Source organism: Acinetobacter sp. ANC 3929 (genome assembly GCF_000369405.1).
In the GTDB taxonomy this organism is placed as follows: domain Bacteria; phylum Pseudomonadota; class Gammaproteobacteria; order Pseudomonadales; family Moraxellaceae; genus Acinetobacter.
The window spans coordinates 245,519-266,949 of the sequence record NZ_KB849999.1 but is presented as its reverse complement, the minus strand read 5'-3'; the positions used below and the strand labels follow the sequence as shown (position 1 = coordinate 266,949).

Here is a 21,431-nt window from a genome sequence, read left to right as displayed (position 1 = left end):
TGCCTTTTAAATATCATTTTATTTCAGTTAGTAACGATAAATAGCAACATAATCAACCTCATGCTCAGCTCATAATTCAATACACCAACCCGCGAAAAAGGATAAAAAATGTTTGGAAAAATGATACATCAGGATTTATTGATCAGTAACTTAATTGAGCATGCAGCAAAATACCATGCAGATACTGCTATTTTTTCACGTGAAGTCGATGGTCAACTGTACAAAACGGATTGGAAACATATTCAGCAAAATACCAAACGCTTAGCAAATGCTTTCAAGGCATTTAACTTAACAGAGGGCGATCGTATTGCAACAATTGCATGGAATAACCATCGCCATTTAGAATCATGGTATGCCATTTCTGGATGTGGTTATGTTTGCCACACCATTAACCCCCGATTATTTCTAGAGCAATTAACCTTCATTATTAATGATGCTCAAGATAAAATTATCTTCTTCGACATTACATTTTTGCCATTAATCAGCGCCCTTAAAGATAAAGTACCTTCAGTTGAGAAATTTATCTGTTTAAGCGCGTATGAGGAAAGCGTCACTGCTGCACTTCCAAACATTATTTTCTATGATGCGTTAATTCAAGATCAATCGGTTGAATTTGATTGGCCACAATTCAAAGAAGAAACACCGAGTTCCTTATGCTATACCTCTGGTACGACAGGCAATCCTAAGGGTGTCTTATATAGCCATCGTTCGACCTTACTACATAGTATGGCGATTGCACTGCCTGACTCATTAAATATTTCTGCTCGAGATATTGTCATGCCTGTGGTTCCCATGTTCCATGTCAATGCCTGGGGCATCCCCTATGCAGCCGCGATGGTGGGTAGCTCTTTAGTTTTGCCTGGACCAAATTTAGATGGCGAGAGCCTCGTTCACTTGATTGACGATTATAAAGTGACCGTGGCTTTGGGTGTGCCGACCATTTGGCAAGGCCTATTGGTTGCTGCTAAAAAAATAGGCAGTAGCTTGGAAAGTATGCAACGCAATGTTGTTGGAGGTGCGACTTGCCCACCTTCAATCATCCGTGAATTTAAAAACACGTATCATTGCGACACGATTCATGCATGGGGGATGTCAGAAATAAGCCCACTGGGCACAGCCAATCAACCCAAAGCAAAACATGATGCGTTAAATCCAGAAGAACTTGAGAAATTGCGACAAAGCCAAGGTCGTCCACCTTTTGGTATAGAACTACGCATTGTTGATGAAAATAGCATCACACCACTAGCAAATGATGGGCACACCCAAGGAAACCTTCAAGTTCGCGGTCCATGGGTCGTTGATCACTATTTTAATCAAGCGAAAAGTTCTCTTACTTCAGACGGTTGGTTTGATACAGGTGATATTGCAACCATTGATTCGGATGGATACATGACCATTCGTGATCGTGCCAAAGATTTAATCAAATCTGGTGGTGAGTGGATTTCATCCGTTGAATTAGAGAATATTGCCGTGGGCCATCCTGAAATTCGTATGGCAGCAGCCATTGCAGCGCGCCATCCAAAATGGGATGAACGTCCAATTTTAATTGCTGTGAAACACGAGCACGCTTCTTTAACCGAACAAGATGTGCTTGCATATTTTGCAGATAAAATTGCATCTTGGCAGGTTCCAGATGCTGTGATTTTTGTTGATGCTCTACCTATCAATGGAACAGGGAAAATTGTTAAAGCTGAACTACGCGAAAAATATGGTGATTTTTTACTAAAATCGTAATGACTGAATACCACGACAGAAGAAACTCACTATTCGCCAAAGCGTAATCCAACCCCAGCAATGGTAAAAATATACTTTGGTGTCATTGCGGAATCGCCTATTTTAGTTCTGAGTTTTTTCACCAATATTCTCAGATAGTGGGTATCTTCTTCATGGCTAATCCCCCATAACTCGGTCATGATCTGTTTTTGTGTTACGATCTTGCCTTGATGTCGGATCAGCAACGCCAATAGCTGAAATTCTTTTTTGGTTAAAGCAATTTCTTCATCTGCCAGTTTGGCTGCATGTTCTGCGACATCAACCCAAAGCTGCCCATCATTAAACACAGTATTTTGCTCTGAGTGCTGTGGTTTATTTCGAAACATCACACGAATACGAGCACATAACTCCTGAATGCTAAAGGGCTTGGTGACATAATCATTGGCACCTGAATCCAGCAGTTTAATTTTTTGATTTTCGTCTGGACGTGCCGATAATACGATGACAGGAATATCCGACCACTGTCGCAATTCAGTTAAAACCTCTTGTCCTTCAATATCAGGTAAACCCAGATCTAGAATCAACAGATCAGCACCACGTGTCGCCAAGGTCTCCAACCCTTTCATCCCATTTTCAGCGACATTCACTTGATAGCCTTGTGCACGCAAAGCGATATCTAGAAATTTCCGAATTTGTGGCTCATCATCAATAATGAGAATAGAAGCATGCTGATTGAATGTTTGCGGCATAAATGATGATTTTAATCCTGATGAAGTGGTAATCGTATTCTAATCAAGGTGCCCTGACCATACGTGCCTGCCAAGGCTTCAATACTGCCCATATGCGCCCCGATAATGGCTTTTACAATGGCGAGACCTAAGCCTGTTCCTGTTTTACCACGATCTCCACGTTGCATGGTATAAAACATATCAAAGATTTGCTCACGTTCATCTTCGGGAATCCCGACACCTTGATCGACGATATCAATTTGCAGGAAACTACCCTCTTGTTTAATTGTTACTTCGATCGGAACATCATCAGGTGAAAACTTGGCAGCATTTTCTAATACATTAAAAACTGCTTGTTCAATCAAGGCTGGATGAACATAGAGTTGGGGTAAATCCTCACTCAAAGCCACATCAATATTGACCTTAGGTTGATAGCGTTTCAATCGTTGGGTGGCAGAACCAATCAGTTCTTCAACCCCAATCCAGTCTCGGCTTAAACTTAAACCTTGGTGACCAAGTCGGGTCATATCCAATAAGTTTTGAATATAACGGTCCAAGCGTTCACCTTCAACATGAATGGTATCTAACAATTCATGTCGATCTTGTTCTGACATTTGCTCGCCGTAGTATTTCAGACTATCAGCAGAACCAATCATCGCAGCCAACGGTGAGCGTAGGTCATGCGAAACCGAAGACAATAGCGCAGAACGTAACTTTTCAGTTTCAGCCACCACTCGTGAATTTTCTAACTGTAAAGACAACTGTACTCGAGAAGCCGTTTGGGCAATATCATCGATCATCAACTCAGCCAGACGTTGTTGTTCAAAACTGATATTTTCTGCATTTTGCTGAAAACGTATCGCAATCACCCCAAACCCACCGACGAGATTAAGCGGATTAAACCACCATTCAGACTGGGTTAAGGTATTGGTAAAACGGCCACAAGGCTTGGCATTTTTCTGAGTCCAATTTGCTGCAATTTGATCTTTTTCATTAAATACAGAATGATCACCCAATTCCTGTGTTCCGATCCGAAGCCAAACCACAGCATTTAAAGAACTTTCCAAATGTTGTTTGGCGACACTTAAGACTTGTTCAATATCAACACAGCTGGATAATTTCCGCTCCAATTCTTGTAGCTGTAAAGAGAGCGAGTTCGCCGCGCGTAAACTCAATACCTGAGCACGTAACTGATTGGCTAAACGTCCCACCAGCAGGGCTGAAACGATAAAGATGACAATCGTCATCACCCCACGCTCAGCACTAATTCGAAAGGTAAAACGAGGTTCGATAAAGAAATAGTTATAGAGCAAGAAACAAATCAGGACACTTAGAATCGTGATAAACATCCTTGCACGCATCGCAACTACAAGTACCGTGACCACAAAAATTAAAGCCAACTCACTATAACCAATAAAATGATCGCTCACCGTTGCAGCAATTAACCCCAACAACACGATCAAAATACTTTCTATCATTTCACGTGGATGAAACGTCAGTACTTGCTTCGACCATGATGAAGCAGTGCTATCGACCCGCTGCTTCATTTCATGATTTTTAGTTTTTAAAGGTTGAACAAAAGTAATTTCAAAAGGATGCTGCTTCTCTAATAATTGATCGGCAATATGATCTGAGAATAAACGCTGCCATAATGATTTTTGAGGACTTTTACCGAGCAGAATATTCGATGCACCATAATCATAGGCCGCCTGTAAAATGGTCGACGCAATATGATTGCTATAGAGCAAATAGGTATCCGCACCCAGTTTACGTGCTAGATTAAAGGCTTTGGTCACTGCAAAAACTTGTGTATTGGAATTCTGGCTTTTTTGAATCGAAATCACACTCCAAGCTGCATTGCGCCTTTCGGCAATACGATGCGCCCGACGTACCAAGTCCTCCGAAAACTCTGACCCATCAATCGCCAACATGACATGATTCTGAATCGGGATAATCTGTCCTTGTGCGACAAACTTTTCCCGATAATCAATTTCAACTTGTCCTGCAACGGTTTGAATGGCTAAATCACGTAAGGCGGTTAAATGTGCAGGTTTAAAAAAACCTTGCAGTGCATGCGGTGCAACATCAGCCAAATAAATCTTGCCATGATTCATACGTTCTAATAATTCAGGCACAGGTAGATCGACCAGACGAATATCTTTCAAACGTTTTAACAACGCATCAGGTACAGTTTCGCTAACCCGAATCCCCGTGATCTGATACACCACATCATTGAGACTTTCCAGATGCTGAATATTTAAGGTGCTATAGACATCGATACCCGCATCCAATAATTCATTCACATCCTGCCAGCGATATTCATGCCGACTATTTGGTACATTCCGATGTGCCAGCTCATCAACCAACACAATTTCAGGTTTTAACTTAAGAATTTGGTCGAGATCCATCTCTTCCAAGTCTCGCCCTTGATATTCCATAATTTTTCTAGGAATAACATTCAGCCCCTGAATCAAACGTTCTGTATCAGATCGACCGTGGGTTTCTACCAATCCAATCACAACATGCTGCCCTTGCTGCATCAACTCATGTGCTCGTGTCAGCATCGCATAGGTTTTCCCTACACCTGGTGCAGCCCCCAAGAAAATGGTCAGACGTCCAGACTGTTCACGCTGACTATGTGCCAGCCATGCATCCGCTTTGTTATTACGGTCGATCTGCATAATTACGCTCTATCACCGTGTGGTTGATGACAATTGATCTAGGGTCAAATTCAGTTGTAAAACATTGACTCGTGCCTGTCCATATAAACCTAACTGTGCAGGCTGAATCTGTTGCACTACTAAATCTTTAACCTGTGACTCTGACAAATGACGCTGCTGTGCTACGCGTTTCACCTGTAATAAGGCACTTTCAGGTGAAATATCTGGGTCAATCCCACTGCCTGATGCAGTGATCATGTCCAGTGGCACCTGCTGCTCAGCAATCCGATTATGCAGTGCAAATTGTAGTGTTCTTTCTTTAATTTGTTTTTGTAAGTCAGGATTAGAGACCGCCAAATTACTCCCTGCCATTCCATCTACACTGTAACTTACCGCGCTGGGGCGAGCATGAAAATATTGTTCACTCACGAAATTCTGCCCAACTAAACTCGAACCGACAACCTGTCCATTCAGCTCAATCAAACTACCATTCGCCTGATTTGGAAAGATCAATTGAGCGATAGAAACGCTTACAACACTATACAACACGCCTGCAATCAAAAAGCCAACCAAGATCATCCCAATACTCGGACGTAGCGCAGACTGGTCTTCGGTTGATAAGGGCAGATTTTCTAATGTATTCATTTCTCTCTCCTAAATCCACAATGACACAACAAGGTCAATCAACTTGATCGCAATAAAAGGAAAAATTACTCCACCTACACCATAGATCAGCATATTACGGCGTAATAATTGCAAGGCACTGGCAGGCTTAAACTGCACCCCTTTTAATGCCAATGGAATCAACATCGGAATAATTAGCGCATTAAAGATCAAGGCTGAAATCACAGCACTGCTTGGACTGCTCAACTGCAAAATATTGAGCACCCCAAGTTCAGGAATTGCCACAGCAAACAATGCAGGTAAAATCACAAAGTACTTAGATACATCATTTGCCAAAGAAAAGGTGGTTAACGCACCGCGTGTGATTAACTGCTGCTTCCCAATTTCCACGACATCGAGCAGTTTGGTTGGATCTGAGTCGAGATCCACCATATTGCCTGCTTCTTTGGCTGCTTGGGTGCCTGAATTCATGGCCAAGCCAATATCTGCTTGAGCCAAAGCAGGCGCATCATTGGTTCCGTCACCCACCATCGCCACCAATTTACCAGCCGCTTGTTCTTTACGAATGCAAGCCAGTTTATCTTCAGGCCGTGCTTCAGCAATATAATCATCCACCCCTGCTTCAGCTGCAATCGCAGCGGCAGTCAATGGGTTATCCCCTGTGACCATAATGGTTTTAATACCCATCTCACGTAATAGTGCAAAGCGTTCTTTAATGCCTTGTTTAATCACATCTGAGAGTTCAATCACCCCTAAAATACTATGATTCGAAGCAACCACGAGTGGTGTTGCACCTTTCGATGCAACCTGTTCCACGCGGGTTTTAAGCTCAACGTTATCCTTGATGTCTTGGTTGGTAAATTTAAGAATAGCGTCCACAGCACCTTTACGAATGCTTTGCCCCATCACTAAATTCACTCCAGACAATCGTGTTGCAGCACTAAACTGGATAAATTCCGCAGCTGCTGGTTCTTTAATGCTTTCACCCAATTCTTTGCCTAGACTCACCACGGACTTCCCTTCAGGAGTTGGGTCGGCAAAAGAAGTTAACATGGCGGCTTGGCGCAACTCACTTGGGCTTACGCCTGCCAAAGGATAAAAGGCAGTGGCTTGACGATCGCCATAGGTGATCGTGCCTGTTTTATCTAGGAGCAGCACATCAATATCACCAGCAACTTCGACGGCTTTGCCTGATTTAGCAAGAACATTGGCTTTTAAGGCGCGGTTCATGCCTGCAATCCCAATCGCAGGCAGTAATCCTCCAATCGTGGTTGGAATCAAACACACTAGTAAAGCAATCAACAAGACTAGACTGATTTTGATCCCGACCATTGCTCCGATGAATGGCAAGGTCGCAACCACAACAATAAAAGTAATAGTCATGATATTGAGTAAGATACTCAGTGCAATCTCATTTGGTGTTTTTTGACGATTAGCCCCTTCAACCAATGCAATCATACGGTCTAGAAAGCTATGTCCGGCTTCATTACTCACCCGAATAATAATTTCATCAGATAAAACTTTGGTCCCACCAATGACACCTGAACGGTCAGTATTGGCTTCACGCAATACAGGCGCAGACTCACCAGTAACCGCAGACTCATTAATCGTAGCGAAACCTTGAATAATCTCCCCATCAGCAGGGACAATTTCACCGGCTTTAACAATCACCAAATCATCTTTTTTGAGTAGATTGGCGGAAATCGTGTTCGGTACAGCATTTAAATCGGAGATACGATTAGCCGTTAAGTTCTCACGCGCTTGACGTAAGGATGCTGCCTGTCCACGTCCTTTTTCTTCTGCAACTGCTTCAGCATAATTGGCGAATAATACGGTGACCAATAGGATCAAGCTCAGTACTAAACCAAAACCTAAGCTGGTACTTCCCATTAAGGTCGCTGCAATGGTTAAGAGTGTACCCACCCATACACATGCCATGACTGGATTCTTAAAGGCATATTGCGGTAACAGCTTATAAAAAGTTTGTTGCAGGATTTCTTTATTTAAAATATCCATGTGTTGTGTCGCATTTGAATGTTTCATTGTGCTTGCTCCACACTTAAACTTTTATAGACAGATAGTCAGCAATTGGTCCGATCACCAACACTGGCATGAATTGTAATAAGGTGAGAATCAACACGATCCCGATTAAGGTGAGTGCAAATGTGGGTGACTCGATGTGCAAAGATCCTTTGCTTTCTGCAGCTTGAGGTTTGGTTGCTAGACTGACAGCAATCAAAACAGGAATAATCAACACGCTATAACGACCTGCCAATAAAGCCACACTGGCACTCAGATTCCACCATAAGGTGTTATCGCCTAACCCTTCAAAACCAGAGCCATTGTTGGCATAGGCAGAGACATATTCATAAAACACTTGGCTAATGCCATGAAACGCTGGATTGGAATTGCCTGTCAGGGTTGGAAATGCGATTGCGATCGCAGTCAAACCAAGAATCACCACAGGTTGTAATAAGATCACAAAAGCCAAAAGCTTGATTTCAGTGACTTCTACTTTTCGACCAAATAGTTCAGGGGTCCGCCCTGTCATTAAGCCCGCGATAAATACTGCTAAGAATAGATAAATAAAGAACTGCAATAAACCACAGCCAATCCCACCCCATATGGCATTGATCAGCATATTGCACAGTTCAACCAAGCCCGTCAGTGGTGAGGCTGAGTCATGCATCATGTTGACTGAACCATTGTTCACTTGTGTGGTGAGACTTGCCCAAAGTGCCGATGCATCCGCACCAAAACGGACTTCCTTGCCTTCCATCAAGGCTGCATTAGCAATCAAAGATGATTTTTCAGTCCAGAAAGTCAGTGAGGTAGAAATCAATGACATCAGTAACATACTGCCAAAAATCATCCACATCAGTTTTTTACGCTGGATAAAGCGTCCGACCATAAACACCACTGACAACGGGATCAGTAAGATCGCAATCATCTCAATCACATTGGACAACGGTGTTGGGTTTTCTAGAGGCACACTACTATTTGGGCCATACCAACCACCGCCGTTACTGCCAAGCTGTTTAATGGCAACCATCGGCGCAACTGGACCAAGTGGAATATGTTGTGTTTTCACCTCAGCGCTTTGATCTAAGACCTGCGCTGTTGGACCTGCTGAAAGTGTCGCTGGGACACCTTGAAAAGTGAGCAGTAAAGAAAAAATAAGGCCTAATGGGATGAAAAATCTAAACAATGGTCGGATGATATCCATCCAGTAATTACCAAGATTAATCTGATTCCAATTATTTTGATCTGAATCATCTTTTTTACCTGATTGCAAAAATAAAGCTCTTAGCATTGCTGCTAATAATGCAAGCCCAATAATTGGCGATAAATATTGCAAACCCACAATCACGGTCATTTGTGATAAATAAGACAGTTGAGCCTGCCCTGAATAATGCTGCTGATTGGTATTAGTCAGAAATGAAATCGTGGTATGCAATGCTAAATCCCAGTTCATATTGGGGATATGATCTGGATTTAGCGGTAGCCATGCCTGTGTCATCAGGATTGAGACACTTGCTCCAAGCAGTAAAATATTGCTAAAAAGAAAAGCAGCAAGATATTGACGCCAGTTCATACCACGATGCTTTACGCCAAGTACGGCATAAATTGGCTGCTCGATCCAGTTAAACAATCGGTCACTTTTCATTGGCTTTGCTTGCATCACATCAGCAAGATAAGCACCGAGCGGATAAGCCAACAGCAAGGAAAGGACAAATACAGAAATAAATTCCCACATAGCAAATGCCATTTAAAAATAGGTCAGCTTTAGTATGGAAATTAGGGACGTAAATTCTCTATATTGAAAGAATCGGAAGGCGTAAATTTTGCGTAAATTATTTGAGCGAGATCAAAAGTGTTTAAAAAAATACCTAAAAAGTAAATATGGAGAAATAAATCCTACTTTTTACAAAAAATCTTTGACCATATGAAAAAACTTTTTTTGAAAATTGCAAAAAATAATGATTCTTATTTTTAAATAATAATCTATATTTATCATTATTTTATAAATAAAAACACATATGTATATAAATTTTTTAAGATTTATTTTTGTCCATTTTCATCTAATCCTGCGTACTGCTTAGTTCATTTAGAACATTTACTCTTATTTTAATTATGGTATTTTTGTTACATGAAGTTATAGCCAATCACGATAGATAACTTTTTTGTTGTCAAATCATAGCTTCTTAACACTTAAGAATCTTGAAGTTCAAGGAAAGATTACAATGAAATTAAAACATCTTAGCACTGCCATGATCTTAGCAACGCTACCTGCAACTGGAGTATTTGCAGCCGCGTTAGACCGTTCAGGTCAATCTATGTCTGCATTTTTACAACCGGGTAATTATTTTGAAGCCGGTATTTCGGTTTTAGACCCTACAGTTAAAGGTCAAGAAGCGGGTACATCATCAACAACACGTAAAATCGGTGATATGGGTGATGATTATTACTTCCCAAGTGCTGCATTAAAACTTCAACTGACTGACAATGTTTCTTTTGGTCTTCTTTATGACCAACCATTTGGTGCCGATGCAAGATATACTGGTAATAATGTATTCGTTTCTAGCCCAACTGATGGTGTTTTAAATCAAAAATCTCTAAACGATTTATCAACCAAATCTGTTGGTCAGTTAGTTCAAGCTGCTGGATCTTCATTCGGACCAGCTCTTCAACAAGTTGCAAAAGACCCAAAAAATCCTACTCAACAAGAAATTTTAGGTGCGTTACAACGAGTTGCGCTAGGTGGTAATGTTGCTGTAGGTGCTGGTCTTCAAAAACTACAGCAAACTCAAGCAGCGTTAAATGCAGCAAAAGGCTATCTTGGCTCAAGCACAGGTTCAAATAGCACACAAGTTGAAGTCGACACTCAAAACCTTTCTTTTGTTTTTGGTTTCCAACCAAATAAAAACCTAAATTTCTATGCAGGTCCAGTGCTTCAAACTGTAAAAGGGAATGTCAGCCTTCGTGGTGAAGCATACAGTGTTTATAATGGCTATGATGCAAATATTAAAGAAACAACTGGTGTGGGTTGGTTAGCAGGTGCTGCATACCAAATTCCTGAAATTGCGTTAAAAGCATCTGTGACTTATCGTTCAGAAATCGATCATGATGTAAATATCAAAGAAGATCTATCTTTATTAGCTTTTCCTGGTTTAACAAATGTACTTACAGGTTTAGGCGTTGATCCAACTAAACTTGCAGGATTAAATGCCGATAAGAAAACAAAAATTACAACCCCTCAATCGGTTAACTTAGATTTCCAAACTGGGATCATGGCGAACACGGTTGCATTCGCAAATGTCCGTTGGGTAAACTGGAAAGACTTCTCTATCCAACCTTATAAATTTGGCGAGTTATCTAAAGTATTAGGTGGTGCAGGCTTAGTACCAGGTAAAGCAAATGGCTTTAACCTAGTTGAATATTCTGATGACCAATGGTCTGTAAACGCAGGTGTTGGCCGTAAACTGAGCGAGCAATGGGCGGGTAACGTTTCTGTAGGTTGGGATTCAGGTGCAGGTAACCCTGTAACTACACTTGGTCCAACAGAAGGTTATTGGAACGTAGGTGTAGGTCTTCAATATAGCCCTACTCCTGCAACATTTATTGCTGGTGGTGTGAAATACTTCTGGTTAGGCGATGCTAAGGCACAAACAGGTGCTCAAGCAGGTAGTAATGACTATGTTGCTAAGTTTGAAGATAACAATGCAATCGCATACGGCTTAAAAATTGGTTATAAATTCTAATCAGAATTTATAAAACAAAGGTCATCTTCGGGTGACCTTTTTTATTGTGCTTTAATAAATAAAATCAAAATAATAGCTCAACTCCCTTAGCTCATTTCAAACCTCAAAGCCACCAAGATAAAACTTGAATGCTCAACTATTTTTCGTGACCTTATCAGTTCATTTATTGACATTTGTAAAATATTTAAGCGAATAAAAATTATGTTACTTTCCGCGCCATTCTGTTACAAAGTGATTTGAGAGAACATATTAATGAAGCTGAATGCTATTCAAACGGCTCTACTACTTAGCTTAGTCCCAACAACGACAACATTTGCCGCAGCACTGGATCGCTCAGGTCAATCGATTGCAGCTTTTTTACAGCCAAACAATTATTTTGAAGCGGGTATCACAGTTCTTGATCCAAATGTATCAGGTAAGGACATATCTCAAAACAATACTGGGAATATGGCGAATCATTACTACTCGCCGAATGCGGCCTTAAAAATTCAAGCAACGGATAAATTTTCGATTGGTCTTATTTATGACCAGCCTTATGGGGCAGATGCAGAATATACGGGCAAAAATAATTTTATCGAAAGTCGCCCTGTTCCATTTAAAGGTGGTACATCCGTTACAGTTGATACTGAAAACTTAAACCTGTTATTTGGTTACCAACCGAATCAAAACTGGAACCTCTATGCAGGTGCAGTTTATCAAACTTTAGACAGCACCGTATTATTACGTGGCCAAAGCTATAGTGCTTACAGTGGCTATGATTTTAAAACAGGTCGTGATGAAGCTGTAGGTTGGTTAGCTGGTGTTGCTTATCAAATTCCTGAAATCGCACTCAAAACCTCTTTGACCTATCGTGCCAAAATCAAGCATGAAATGAATGCTTACGAAACGCATGGCATTGCAGGTATGACAGGCAATGCCGGTTTTGATGCAATATTAAATAAAATCAATCATTCAACAGGCACAACTGAAATCACCACCCCTCAATCGGTTAATCTTGATTTCCAAACAGGGATTATGGAGAACACAGTCGCATTTGCAAACTTACGTTGGGTGAATTGGAAAGACTTTGCTATCCGTCCTTATAAATTTGGTGCAGCTTCGACTCTACCTCCAATTGTAAGCAATACAGGCAAAAAAGACGGTTTTGATCTTGTTGCTTATACCGAAGACCAATACTCGATTACGGCAGGTGTAGGTCGTAAAATCAATGACCAATGGGCAGGTAATCTATCAGTGGGTTGGGACTCTGGTGCGGGTAATCCTGTCACTACATTAGGTCCAACAGAAGGTTACTGGAATGTTGGTGTAGGTGTTCAATATAGCCCGACTCCTGCGACCTTTATTGCGGGTGGTGTGAAATACTTCTGGCTCGGCGATGCGAAAGCGCAATCAGGTTCTCAATTCAATACGCCAGGCTATGTAGCTGAATTTGAAAATAACAATGCAATCGCTTATGGCTTAAAAATTGGCTATAAGTTCTAAGCAATCTCCCCTACCCCCTCTTTATTAAAGAGGGGGTAGCTCCCTCCTTTAGAAAAGGAGGGCTAGAGAGGATTCATTATTCTGGGATATCACGTTGTGATACAGAGCGAATCGCTTGTTTTAACGCTTCATAACCATGTAATGGTGGGAATTGTGGAAACTCAGCAATCACATTTGCTGGCGCATCAAACAAGAAGCCATGATCAGCTTCACCCAGCATAGTAGTATCATTATAAGAATCACCTGCCGCAATGACACGAAAGTTCAAGCCATGTAATGCTTTTACTGCCTGACGTTTTTGATCAGGTTGACGCAATTTATACGCGGTAATCATGCCATTTTCATCTGTCTCAAGTTTATGACAGAAAATCGTTGGCCATCCCAATTGCTTCATGAGTGGGTGAGCAAACTCATAGAAAGTATCAGATAAAATAATCAGTTGAAAATGAGTACGCACCCATTCAACAAACTCTTTTGCCCCTTCAAAAGGTCCCATATCTGCAATCACAGCTTGAATATCATTTAAGCCCAAACCATGCTGTTTTAAGATATTCAAACGTTGAGTCATTAACACATCGTAATCTGGAATATCACGTGTGGTTGCCTCAAGTTCTTTAATCCCTGTTTTTTTTGCAAAGTTAATCCAGATTTCTGGAACTAAAACCCCTTCAAGATCTAGGCATACGATTTCCATGAATGCGTCCAATGTTGGTTAAAAATTGCTGTATCATAGCACTAAGATTATTCAATTTTTGCTCTGTTGTTGAATAAAATCATTTTATTCTGCAAGATTAAAATCAATAACAAGCACACTGCTTTGCTTCGATTGATTTACAATTGTGCCCAAGCCTATCGCCAGGAACATCCATGACTGTTATTCCGACTATTGACCTTGTAGATGCGCTCGCTGCTGAATATGCAGATAAATCGCCACGAGAAATTTTAGAACTTGCATTAAGCCAAGAAGGTGAAATTGCAATTTCATTTTCAGGTGCAGAAGATGTTGTTTTAATTGATATTGCTTCACGTCTTGGTAAACCCTTCCGTGTTTTTAGCTTGGATACGGGACGTTTACATGCAGAGACTTACCAATTCATTGAAACTGTTCGTAAGCACTATAAGATCGATATTGAAATTTGCTTCCCTGAGTCTACTGCTGTTCAGCAATTCGTGACCGAAAAAGGCTTGTTTAGCTTTTTTGAAGATGGACATCAGGAATGTTGTGGAATCCGTAAAGTACAACCTCTACGCAAGAAACTGGCAACATTGGATGGATGGATTACTGGCCAACGCAAGGATCAAAGTCCAACCCGTAGCGAGGTACCTGTGGTTCAAGCTGATGCTGGTTTTTCTGGTGAAGGCAAACAGTTGATCAAATATAATCCGCTTGCGAATTGGAGCAGTGCCGATGTTTGGAGTTATATCCGCATGATGGAAATTCCATATAACCCATTGCACGAACGAGGCTTTATTTCAATTGGTTGCGAACCATGTACACGTGCAGTGCTGCCAAATCAACACGAACGCGAAGGTCGTTGGTGGTGGGAAGAGGCTACACATAAAGAATGTGGCTTGCACGCAGGCAACCTCAAAAAATAATCAATTACAGATTTGGTATATTAAAACCACTGATTCGTCAGTGGTTTTATTTTTCCTGACTCGCTTGTCTAAAGTCATATTTTAACCAGAACAAACAGTATATACTGCGCAGAACGGTTCCAATAATTCTAACAAGAGCTCCATGAGAGTATCTTAGAAAAAATGCGATGAGAGGCTAGATCTGCTATGCGCCCACTACACCCGATTGATTTTATCTTTCTCTCGCTAGAGAAAAGGCAACAACCTATGCATGTAGGTGGATTGTTTTTATTCGAGCTTCCAGAGAACGCTTCACCCACATTTGTGCATGATCTAGTCAATGAAATTCGCCAATCAAAAAGCATTCCTGTTCCGCCATTTAACAATCAGTTGAATGGTTTGTTTTGGGGTGAAGATAGCGAGTTTGATATCGACCATCATTTCCGTCATATCGCTTTACCTAATCCAGGACGTATTCGCGAATTACTTGTGTATATTTCGCAGCAGCATAGCTCGTTAATCGATCGTGCCAAGCCGCTCTGGACCTGTGATGTTATTGAAGGCATTGAAGGTAATCGCTTTGCCATGTATTTCAAAATCCATCATGCCATGGTAGATGGCGTGGCGGGTATGCGCCTGATTGAAAAATCACTCTCTCATGATCCAAATGAAAAGCATGTTGTCCCACTTTGGTGTGTTGAAGGAAAACGGACCAAGCGTTTAAAAGCCCCTAAACCACCGACTGTAAGCAAAATTAAGAGTGTCATGGCAGGGATTAAATCTCAACTTGAAGTTGCACCGAAAGTGATGCAAGAGCTTTCTCAAACCATCTTCAAAGAGATTGGCAAAAATCCTGATTATGTCTCAACCTTCCAAGCTCCACCATCAATTCTTAATCAACGTGTAAGCTCTTCACGTCGTTTTGCAGCGCAATCTTTTGAACTGGGCCGTTTCCGTCGTATTGCTAAATCTTTGGGTGTAACGCTGAATGACGTCATCTTAGCGGTATGCTCTGGCGCTTTGCGTGAATATTTAATCAGTCACAATAGCTTGCCGAAGAAACCGTTAATTGCGATGGTGCCTGCATCACTTCGGACAGATGATTCAGATGTCAGTAACCGCATTACCATGATTCTGGCAAATCTTGCGACTCATATTGAAGATCCAATTGAGCGTTTAGAAATTATTCGTCGTAGCGTACAGAACTCGAAACAACGTTTTAGCCGCATGACTGCCAATGAAATTTTAAATTATAGTGCGGTTGTGTATGGCCCAGCTGGTTTAAACATTGCATCGGGCATGTTACCTAAACGTCAGGCATTTAATCTTGTCATCTCAAACGTACCAGGTCCACGTGAACCGCTATACTGGAATGGTGCCAAACTCGATGCGCTCTACCCTGCATCAATTGTGATGGATGGTCAGGCACTGAATATCACCATGACCAGTTATTTAGATAAACTAGAAGTGGGTTTGATTGCATGTCGTAATGCTTTGCCTAAAATGCAGAACTTACTGACACATTTAGAAGAAGAAATTCAACGTTTTGAACAAGCTATTCAAAACTTGTCACAACACAAAGTTGCAAATTAATTGTAGAGAAAAAATTAAGGGGCTTCGAATAGCCCCTTATTTTTTAATTGTGCGACAACGCTGTAAAAGCTGATGGCAGGCTGAACGAATCATTGCCGTGGTAATTGGAACTTCTTTACCTTGGCTATCTACCATATAACATGTGTTTACAGGGTTACTGTCTAATACATGCTTAAAACCGTGACTTACTAATCTTTCACTTACATTCATAATTAGATACCTCATATTATTAGCTAAGGCACCGAAAAGTACCTATGGCTCATTCTATGGGTCTAGTATTTAAAATTCATGATAGAAAGTAAAATTTCAGTTGTAACAAGGATTAAGCGAAATCTTGTTACAACTTTAGGTCAAAATGATATCGTATTGCTCTTGCGTATATAGATTTTCCACTTGGAATTTGATCACACGATTCACAAAATGTTCTAAATCCGCGACAGCTGGGGCTTCTGCTGTTAATAACCGATCTATCACGGCTGGATGGGCAACGACAGTAAAGCCACCCTTGGAATCAAATGCACGCGCATAACGCATGATCTCTCGAAATATTTCGTAACACACTGTCTCTGCTGTTTTCACATAGCCCCGCCCTTGGCAGGTTGGACATGATTCACAAAGCAAATGCTCCAATGATTCACGGGTCCTTTTACGTGTCATTTCAACTAAGCCCAGCTCCGAAACTTGGGTAATTTTAGTTTTTGCATGATCGCGTTCCAGCATTCTTTCAAACTGACGCATTACTTCTTCACGATGCTCAGCTTCTTGCATGTCAATAAAATCAATAATCAGAATACCACCTAAATTACGCAGACGAAGTTGTCGTGCGATCACTTGGGTTGCTTCCATATTGGTTTTAAATACGGTGTCTTCTAAACTACGTCCGCCAACATATGAGCCTGTGTTGACATCAATCGTAGTCATGGCTTCAGTCTGATCAATCATCAGATAGCCACCAGACTTGAGTGCCACACGGGTCTGCAACGCTTTTTGAATATCTTCTTCGACGTTATACAAATCGAAAAGCGGCTTTTCACCAGGATAATGAATTAATCGATTTTGAATCGTCGGAACAAACTCATCTACAAACTCGCTGAGCTTGCCATGAATCTCGCGTGAATCGACATAGATTTTTGCAGTTTCATCACTAGCTAAATCTCTAATGATACGTTGCGGTAAAGGGAGTTCCTCAAAGATCAGTTCAGCAGTTGCCGCTTCTTTTTGTTTGCGCTGAATAAACTCCCACAGTTTACTGAGATAACACATGTCTTGTGCTATCGCAGCTTCATCGACGCCTTCTGCCGCAGTACGAACAATAACACTACCTGGCAAATTATGTTCTGCCTGAATATGTTCAATAATACCACGTAAACGGTCGCGCTCTTCTTCTGACTCAATTCGCTGTGACACACCAATGTGATTGCCATAAGGCATGAGAACGAGATAGCGCGATGGGATAGATAGATCAGTACTTAGACGAGCACCTTTGGTACCCAACATATCTTTCATAACTTGGACAGTGAGCATCTGCCCCGGATGTAGCAGCTCAAAAACGTTTGGCGTTGGTTGAGAACGCGACCACACCATATCGTTAATATGCAAAAAAGCGGTTCGAGACAAACCAATATCGACAAAGGCAGCTTGCATACCTGGCAATACACGAACCACTTTACCTTTGTAGATATTACCCACTAACCCACGTTTTACAGTCCGCTCAACGAATAATTCATTGACCGTACCATTTTCAATCAAGGCCACACGACATTCCATCGGCGTGACGTTAATCAGCAACTCTTCTGCCATAACAAACTCAAAATTTTATAAAAATTCTTATACCCGAAAGTGTCGTTCCCTGTATTGAAATACTTAGGCTTTAACGCTTTCTAATAACTGTGCGATCTCATGCAAAGGTAAACCGACGACATTACTATAACTGCCTCGAATTTGTGGAATATATTGTGCCGCAATTCCTTGTATCGCATAAGCACCTGCTTTACCTATCGGTTCGCCTGTTGCCCAATATTTTTCCATTTCCGCATGACTGAGCTGCTGTAACTCAACTTGAGTTCTCACCACGCGACTCAATATCTGAGCCGAACTTGCGACACAAATTCCGGAATAGACATCATGCCATTGGCCAGAAAGCATCGACCAAATTGAAAAAGCGTGTTGCTTTGACTCTGGCTTACCAATGATCTGTCCAGCAAAACTTAAACTGGTATCTGCCGCAATCACAATTGCGTCAGCATATTTATTTAAAACTACTTGTGCCTTATCTCGCGCCAAGCGTTCAACATAATGCTCAACTGCCTCTCCATCATGCACCGCCTCATCGATATCGGGACTATAAATTTCAAAGTCCAGCCCCAGTTGCTGCAATAGCTCCTGCCGACGAGGCGAGCTTGATGCGAGAATTATATGCGCCATTTATGTAAGCAATAATAAACCAGTGGCCATATCAGTACACTTGTCACGACTGGTTGCCAATGGCGTGCAATCGAAAAATGTGTGCCTGAAATGGTCTGGCTCATCCAGAGGAACGTAATGTGTGTCACAACCGCAATCACAGCGATGACCCACGAATTCCCAAACGTCAGAATACGGCGCTCACGAATTAAATAGCGAATGCCAAAACTGATCAGCACGAAACTCAGTGCATTTAGGCCAAAGGGTGCATCCAACAGCAAGTCAGTAAAAAGCCCCATGCCAAAAGCAAACCAGACACCGCACCATACAGGCTGATAAAGAATCCAGAACAGCATAATCATCAGCATGATTGATGGTCGCCAACCTGAGGCCTCATAGGCCATCGGATAAACCATCAATACAGAACCAATCACGATGGAGAGGATAATCATCCAAAGTGGATCTTTGCGTTTCTCGTAATTAAGCTTAGCGATCGGCATACGGTTGCTCCTGCGCTAAGGATTCAGAGAAGAGCACCACAACATGATGACCACTGGCAAGTTGAGCCGCAGGTGTGACATCAATTTCGGCAAATTCACCTGAAGTATGACGACTGACTTTAGACACCGTTCCCACTAAATAACCTGCCGGGAAATGTTCGCCTAAACCGGAACTAAAGACTTTGTCCCCAACCTGAATATTAGCACTCGTTGGCACATATTCCATTTTGAGTTGACCCAAATCGCCAGTACCCGAAATAATCGCACGCATTCCAGTACGCTCTAAACGCACAGACAATGAATGCTCTTTATCAGACAGCAACATGATACGGGCACTATGTGGATAGACATTAATGATCTGCCCCATAATCCCTTTATCATCTAGAACAGTTTGTCCCGTACTTAAATGATCCACTGAACCACGGTTAATGATAATAATATGGCGTAATGGATCAGCATCCGTCCCAATCACTTCCGCGATCTGCATACGTCCATCAATAATTAATGGCGTATCCAAAAGCCCTCTCAAACGATTATTTTCCGCAGAAAGTTCTGAAAGTTTTTGGAGGCGGACTTGTGCTTGTAGCAGTTCAGCTTGCATTGCGGTGTTTTCACGTCGCAATTGCGCTTCAGATTTGGTTTGTTGGTTAAGCCATTCTCGCGATAGTACAGGATAGCTTGCCAGCGCATAAATAGGATTATACGCGGCGTACAAGACATCCCTTGCAGGTTGAATCACATAAGGCATGCGCCAATCAAAGAAAAGCACCACCAAGCATGTAATCACCGCAATGACAAATGAGCGAAAAGATGGCGGTTGTCTTGAAAAAAGATTCGGTTGCACCGCCTAGTCCTTATGATTTAACCAACGAAAAGCATGTCGTGGTTTGGATTGTCAAAGAACTCTAATACTTTACCGCCGCCACGAGTGACACAAGTTAAAGGATCATCTGCAACAATTACAGGCAAACCTGTTTCTTGCGCAAGTAATTTATCAAGGTTACGCAATAATGCACCACCACCTGTCAACACGATACCACGCTCTGCAATATCCGAAGATAATTCAGGTGGTGTTTGTTCAAGTGCAGATTTTACAGCGCTGACAATACTTTGTAACGGATCAGAAATTGCCTGAGTGATTTCATCAGAAGTCACGGTAATCGCGCGAGGTACACCCTCTGCCAAGTTACGACCACGAACTTCAATCTCGAGGGTCTTGCCGTCAGCAACGGCCATACCCACTTCTTTTTTAATGACTTCGGCTGTTGTTTCCCCGATCACACAACCGTGTGCCTTACGCACATAATTGATGATTTGCTCATCAAATACATCACCACCGATACGTAATGAATCAGCATAGACGCAACCTTGTAATGAAATAATTGCGATTTCAGTAGTACCACCACCGACATCGACAACCATCGAACCACATGCTTGCTCAACTGGCATACCTGCACCAATTGCAGCCGCCATTGGCTCTTCGATCAAACGTACATCTCGCGCACCTGCATTAAATACAGCTTCACGAATCGCACGACGCTCAACCAGGGTTGATTTGCAAGGTACGCAGACAACCACACGCGGCGCTGGCGGGAATAACCGCTTTTCATGCACTTTGCCAATAAACTGATTCAACATGGTCTCAGTGACTTCGAAATCAGCAATCACACCGTCTTTCATCGGACGAATTGCTGAAATATTCGCTGGTGTACGGCCTAACATTTGTTTAGCATCAATACCTACAGCGGCAACAATTTTTTGTGAACCACTATGGCGAATTGCCACAACAGTTGGTTCATTTAATATAATGCCACGGCCTGGTGCATAAATAAGTGTATTTGCAGTACCTAAATCAATGGCTAAATCCGGCGAAAACAAGCCAATTAGTCGTTTTAGAATCACGGGGGCGTTCTCAATTAAACTTTGTGTGAATACAAGGTGGCAACTTTAACTAAATGTGATGATTTGAACAAGTCAATCGCTTATTATAACGCACGAATTTTGAAATTTTTTAATACTGAATTAGGTAAAGTTATGTCTACATCATCAGATGCTCAGCAGACAACAGACTTAAATGCGCAAACGGTCTCGCAAATTGCACACCTTGCACGTTTATCTCTCAATGACACGCAATCTGCTGAATATGCTCAAAGTTTAAATAAAATCCTTGGCATGATGGAAAGCTTGAAAGGCATTAATACCGATGATGTTGAGCCTTTAAAGAGCCCATTTGACAACCCGCAACCCTTACGCGCTGATGTTGTAACTGAAAGCAACCATCGTGATGAATATCAAGCGGTCGCGCCTGCTACAGAAGCAGGTTTGTACCTCGTACCTCGCGTAATTGAATAAGATTTATTCAATTAGTCAATATTTTATATTTAGAAT

18 protein-coding genes are annotated in these 21,431 nt (G+C 41.7%); 6 read left to right on the top strand and 12 right to left on the bottom strand.

What is annotated here, in order from left to right:
- The first annotated feature begins 108 nt into the window (after window positions 1-108).
- Window positions 109-1,734, top strand: coding sequence for a long-chain fatty acid--CoA ligase (locus F909_RS11405; RefSeq protein ID WP_005150163.1), 1,626 nt, complete (start codon window positions 109-111; stop codon window positions 1,732-1,734).
- A 29-nt stretch (window positions 1,735-1,763) separates the two neighbouring features.
- Here the strand turns inward: F909_RS11405 and F909_RS11410 are convergent, their stop codons facing one another.
- Genes F909_RS11410 through kdpA form a run of 5 tightly spaced genes read right to left on the bottom strand, consistent with a single transcriptional unit; the run spans window position 1,764 to window position 9,482 of the window.
- Window positions 1,764-2,462: a response regulator gene (locus F909_RS11410; protein ID WP_005150160.1), complete on the bottom strand. Its 699-nt coding sequence runs from the start codon at window positions 2,460-2,462 to the stop codon at window positions 1,764-1,766.
- Between the two features lie 11 nt (window positions 2,463-2,473).
- Window positions 2,474-5,122 (bottom strand): sensor histidine kinase, encoded by a 2,649-nt coding sequence (locus tag F909_RS11415; protein ID WP_005150159.1) that lies wholly within the window; start codon window positions 5,120-5,122, stop codon window positions 2,474-2,476.
- A gap of 12 nt (window positions 5,123-5,134) precedes the next feature.
- Window positions 5,135-5,746 carry a potassium-transporting ATPase subunit KdpC gene (gene kdpC, locus F909_RS11420; RefSeq protein ID WP_005150157.1) on the bottom strand — a complete coding sequence of 204 codons (612 nt, stop codon included), beginning with the start codon at window positions 5,744-5,746 and terminating at the stop codon, window positions 5,135-5,137.
- Between the two features lie 9 nt (window positions 5,747-5,755).
- Window positions 5,756-7,768, bottom strand: a complete 2,013-nt coding sequence (gene kdpB, locus F909_RS11425) for a potassium-transporting ATPase subunit KdpB (RefSeq protein ID WP_005150155.1) — start codon at window positions 7,766-7,768, stop codon at window positions 5,756-5,758.
- Between the two features lie 16 nt (window positions 7,769-7,784).
- Window positions 7,785-9,482, bottom strand: a complete 1,698-nt coding sequence (gene kdpA / locus F909_RS11430; protein ID WP_032877852.1) for a potassium-transporting ATPase subunit KdpA — start codon at window positions 9,480-9,482, stop codon at window positions 7,785-7,787.
- Window positions 9,483-9,969: 487 nt separating this feature from the next.
- On the opposite strand from kdpA, the gene F909_RS11435 reads away from it, so the two are divergent.
- On the top strand, window positions 9,970-11,487 hold the full coding sequence (locus F909_RS11435) for a hypothetical protein (RefSeq protein WP_005150150.1): 1,518 nt from the start codon (window positions 9,970-9,972) through the stop codon (window positions 11,485-11,487).
- Between the two features lie 252 nt (window positions 11,488-11,739).
- Window positions 11,740-12,969, top strand: a complete 1,230-nt coding sequence (locus tag F909_RS11440) for an OmpP1/FadL family transporter (RefSeq protein ID WP_005150149.1) — start codon at window positions 11,740-11,742, stop codon at window positions 12,967-12,969.
- Between the two features lie 76 nt (window positions 12,970-13,045).
- Here the strand turns inward: F909_RS11440 and thrH are convergent, their stop codons facing one another.
- Entirely contained in the window at window positions 13,046-13,663 is a 618-nt protein-coding gene (gene thrH, locus F909_RS11445) for a bifunctional phosphoserine phosphatase/homoserine phosphotransferase ThrH (protein ID WP_004652299.1), read from the bottom strand.
- Window positions 13,664-13,836: 173 nt separating this feature from the next.
- On the opposite strand from thrH, the gene F909_RS11450 reads away from it, so the two are divergent.
- Entirely contained in the window at window positions 13,837-14,568 is a 732-nt protein-coding gene (locus tag F909_RS11450) for a phosphoadenylyl-sulfate reductase (RefSeq protein WP_005150148.1), read from the top strand.
- Between the two features lie 186 nt (window positions 14,569-14,754).
- Window positions 14,755-16,140, top strand: a complete 1,386-nt coding sequence (locus tag F909_RS11455; RefSeq protein WP_005150147.1) for a WS/DGAT/MGAT family O-acyltransferase — start codon at window positions 14,755-14,757, stop codon at window positions 16,138-16,140.
- A 36-nt stretch (window positions 16,141-16,176) separates the two neighbouring features.
- Here F909_RS11455 and F909_RS21030 read toward each other — a convergent pair whose 3' ends face one another.
- From F909_RS21030 to F909_RS11480, 6 genes are all read right to left on the bottom strand, one after another.
- Window positions 16,177-16,350, bottom strand: coding sequence for a PA1571 family protein (locus tag F909_RS21030; protein WP_005150146.1), 174 nt, complete (start codon window positions 16,348-16,350; stop codon window positions 16,177-16,179).
- Between the two features lie 135 nt (window positions 16,351-16,485).
- Window positions 16,486-17,940, bottom strand: coding sequence for a ribonuclease G (gene rng, locus F909_RS11460; protein WP_005150143.1), 1,455 nt, complete (start codon window positions 17,938-17,940; stop codon window positions 16,486-16,488).
- A 63-nt stretch (window positions 17,941-18,003) separates the two neighbouring features.
- Complete coding sequence (locus tag F909_RS11465; RefSeq protein WP_005150137.1) at window positions 18,004-18,564, bottom strand: Maf-like protein; 561 nt, start codon at window positions 18,562-18,564, stop codon at window positions 18,004-18,006.
- Window positions 18,552-19,043, bottom strand: a complete 492-nt coding sequence (mreD, locus tag F909_RS11470) for a rod shape-determining protein MreD (RefSeq protein ID WP_005150136.1) — start codon at window positions 19,041-19,043, stop codon at window positions 18,552-18,554. Before mreD ends, F909_RS11465 begins: the two co-directional genes overlap by 13 nt.
- Window positions 19,030-19,887 carry a rod shape-determining protein MreC gene (mreC, locus tag F909_RS11475; RefSeq protein WP_005150135.1) on the bottom strand — a complete coding sequence of 286 codons (858 nt, stop codon included), beginning with the start codon at window positions 19,885-19,887 and terminating at the stop codon, window positions 19,030-19,032. The genes mreD and mreC overlap by 14 nt, the downstream gene beginning before the upstream one ends.
- A gap of 17 nt (window positions 19,888-19,904) precedes the next feature.
- Complete coding sequence (locus F909_RS11480; RefSeq protein ID WP_004652309.1) at window positions 19,905-20,945, bottom strand: rod shape-determining protein; 1,041 nt, start codon at window positions 20,943-20,945, stop codon at window positions 19,905-19,907.
- 132 nt (window positions 20,946-21,077) lie between these two features.
- Between F909_RS11480 and gatC the strand changes: the two genes are divergently transcribed.
- Window positions 21,078-21,395 carry an Asp-tRNA(Asn)/Glu-tRNA(Gln) amidotransferase subunit GatC gene (gatC, locus tag F909_RS11485; RefSeq protein ID WP_004652310.1) on the top strand — a complete coding sequence of 106 codons (318 nt, stop codon included), beginning with the start codon at window positions 21,078-21,080 and terminating at the stop codon, window positions 21,393-21,395.
- Window positions 21,396-21,431 lie beyond the last annotated feature (36 nt).

Excerpts from the sequence above, each read along its gene's own strand:
- F909_RS11405 (WP_005150163.1), top strand. The coding sequence starts at position 109 with ATGTTTGGAAAAATGATACATCAGGATTTATTGATCAGTAACTTAATT.
- F909_RS11410 (WP_005150160.1), bottom strand. The coding sequence starts at position 2,462 with ATGCCGCAAACATTCAATCAGCATGCTTCTATTCTCATTATTGATGAT.
- F909_RS11415 (WP_005150159.1), bottom strand. The coding sequence starts at position 5,122 with ATGCAGATCGACCGTAATAACAAAGCGGATGCATGGCTGGCACATAGT.
- kdpC (WP_005150157.1), bottom strand. The coding sequence starts at position 5,746 with ATGAATACATTAGAAAATCTGCCCTTATCAACCGAAGACCAGTCTGCG.
- kdpB (WP_005150155.1), bottom strand. The coding sequence starts at position 7,768 with ATGAAACATTCAAATGCGACACAACACATGGATATTTTAAATAAAGAA.
- kdpA (WP_032877852.1), bottom strand. The coding sequence starts at position 9,482 with ATGTGGGAATTTATTTCTGTATTTGTCCTTTCCTTGCTGTTGGCTTAT.
- F909_RS11435 (WP_005150150.1), top strand. The coding sequence starts at position 9,970 with ATGAAATTAAAACATCTTAGCACTGCCATGATCTTAGCAACGCTACCT.
- F909_RS11440 (WP_005150149.1), top strand. The coding sequence starts at position 11,740 with ATGAAGCTGAATGCTATTCAAACGGCTCTACTACTTAGCTTAGTCCCA.
- thrH (WP_004652299.1), bottom strand. The coding sequence starts at position 13,663 with ATGGAAATCGTATGCCTAGATCTTGAAGGGGTTTTAGTTCCAGAAATC.
- F909_RS11450 (WP_005150148.1), top strand. The coding sequence starts at position 13,837 with ATGACTGTTATTCCGACTATTGACCTTGTAGATGCGCTCGCTGCTGAA.
- F909_RS11455 (WP_005150147.1), top strand. The coding sequence starts at position 14,755 with ATGCGCCCACTACACCCGATTGATTTTATCTTTCTCTCGCTAGAGAAA.
- F909_RS21030 (WP_005150146.1), bottom strand. The coding sequence starts at position 16,350 with ATGAATGTAAGTGAAAGATTAGTAAGTCACGGTTTTAAGCATGTATTA.
- rng (WP_005150143.1), bottom strand. The coding sequence starts at position 17,940 with ATGGCAGAAGAGTTGCTGATTAACGTCACGCCGATGGAATGTCGTGTG.
- F909_RS11465 (WP_005150137.1), bottom strand. The coding sequence starts at position 18,564 with ATGGCGCATATAATTCTCGCATCAAGCTCGCCTCGTCGGCAGGAGCTA.
- mreD (WP_005150136.1), bottom strand. The coding sequence starts at position 19,043 with ATGCCGATCGCTAAGCTTAATTACGAGAAACGCAAAGATCCACTTTGG.
- gatC (WP_004652310.1), top strand. The coding sequence starts at position 21,078 with ATGTCTACATCATCAGATGCTCAGCAGACAACAGACTTAAATGCGCAA.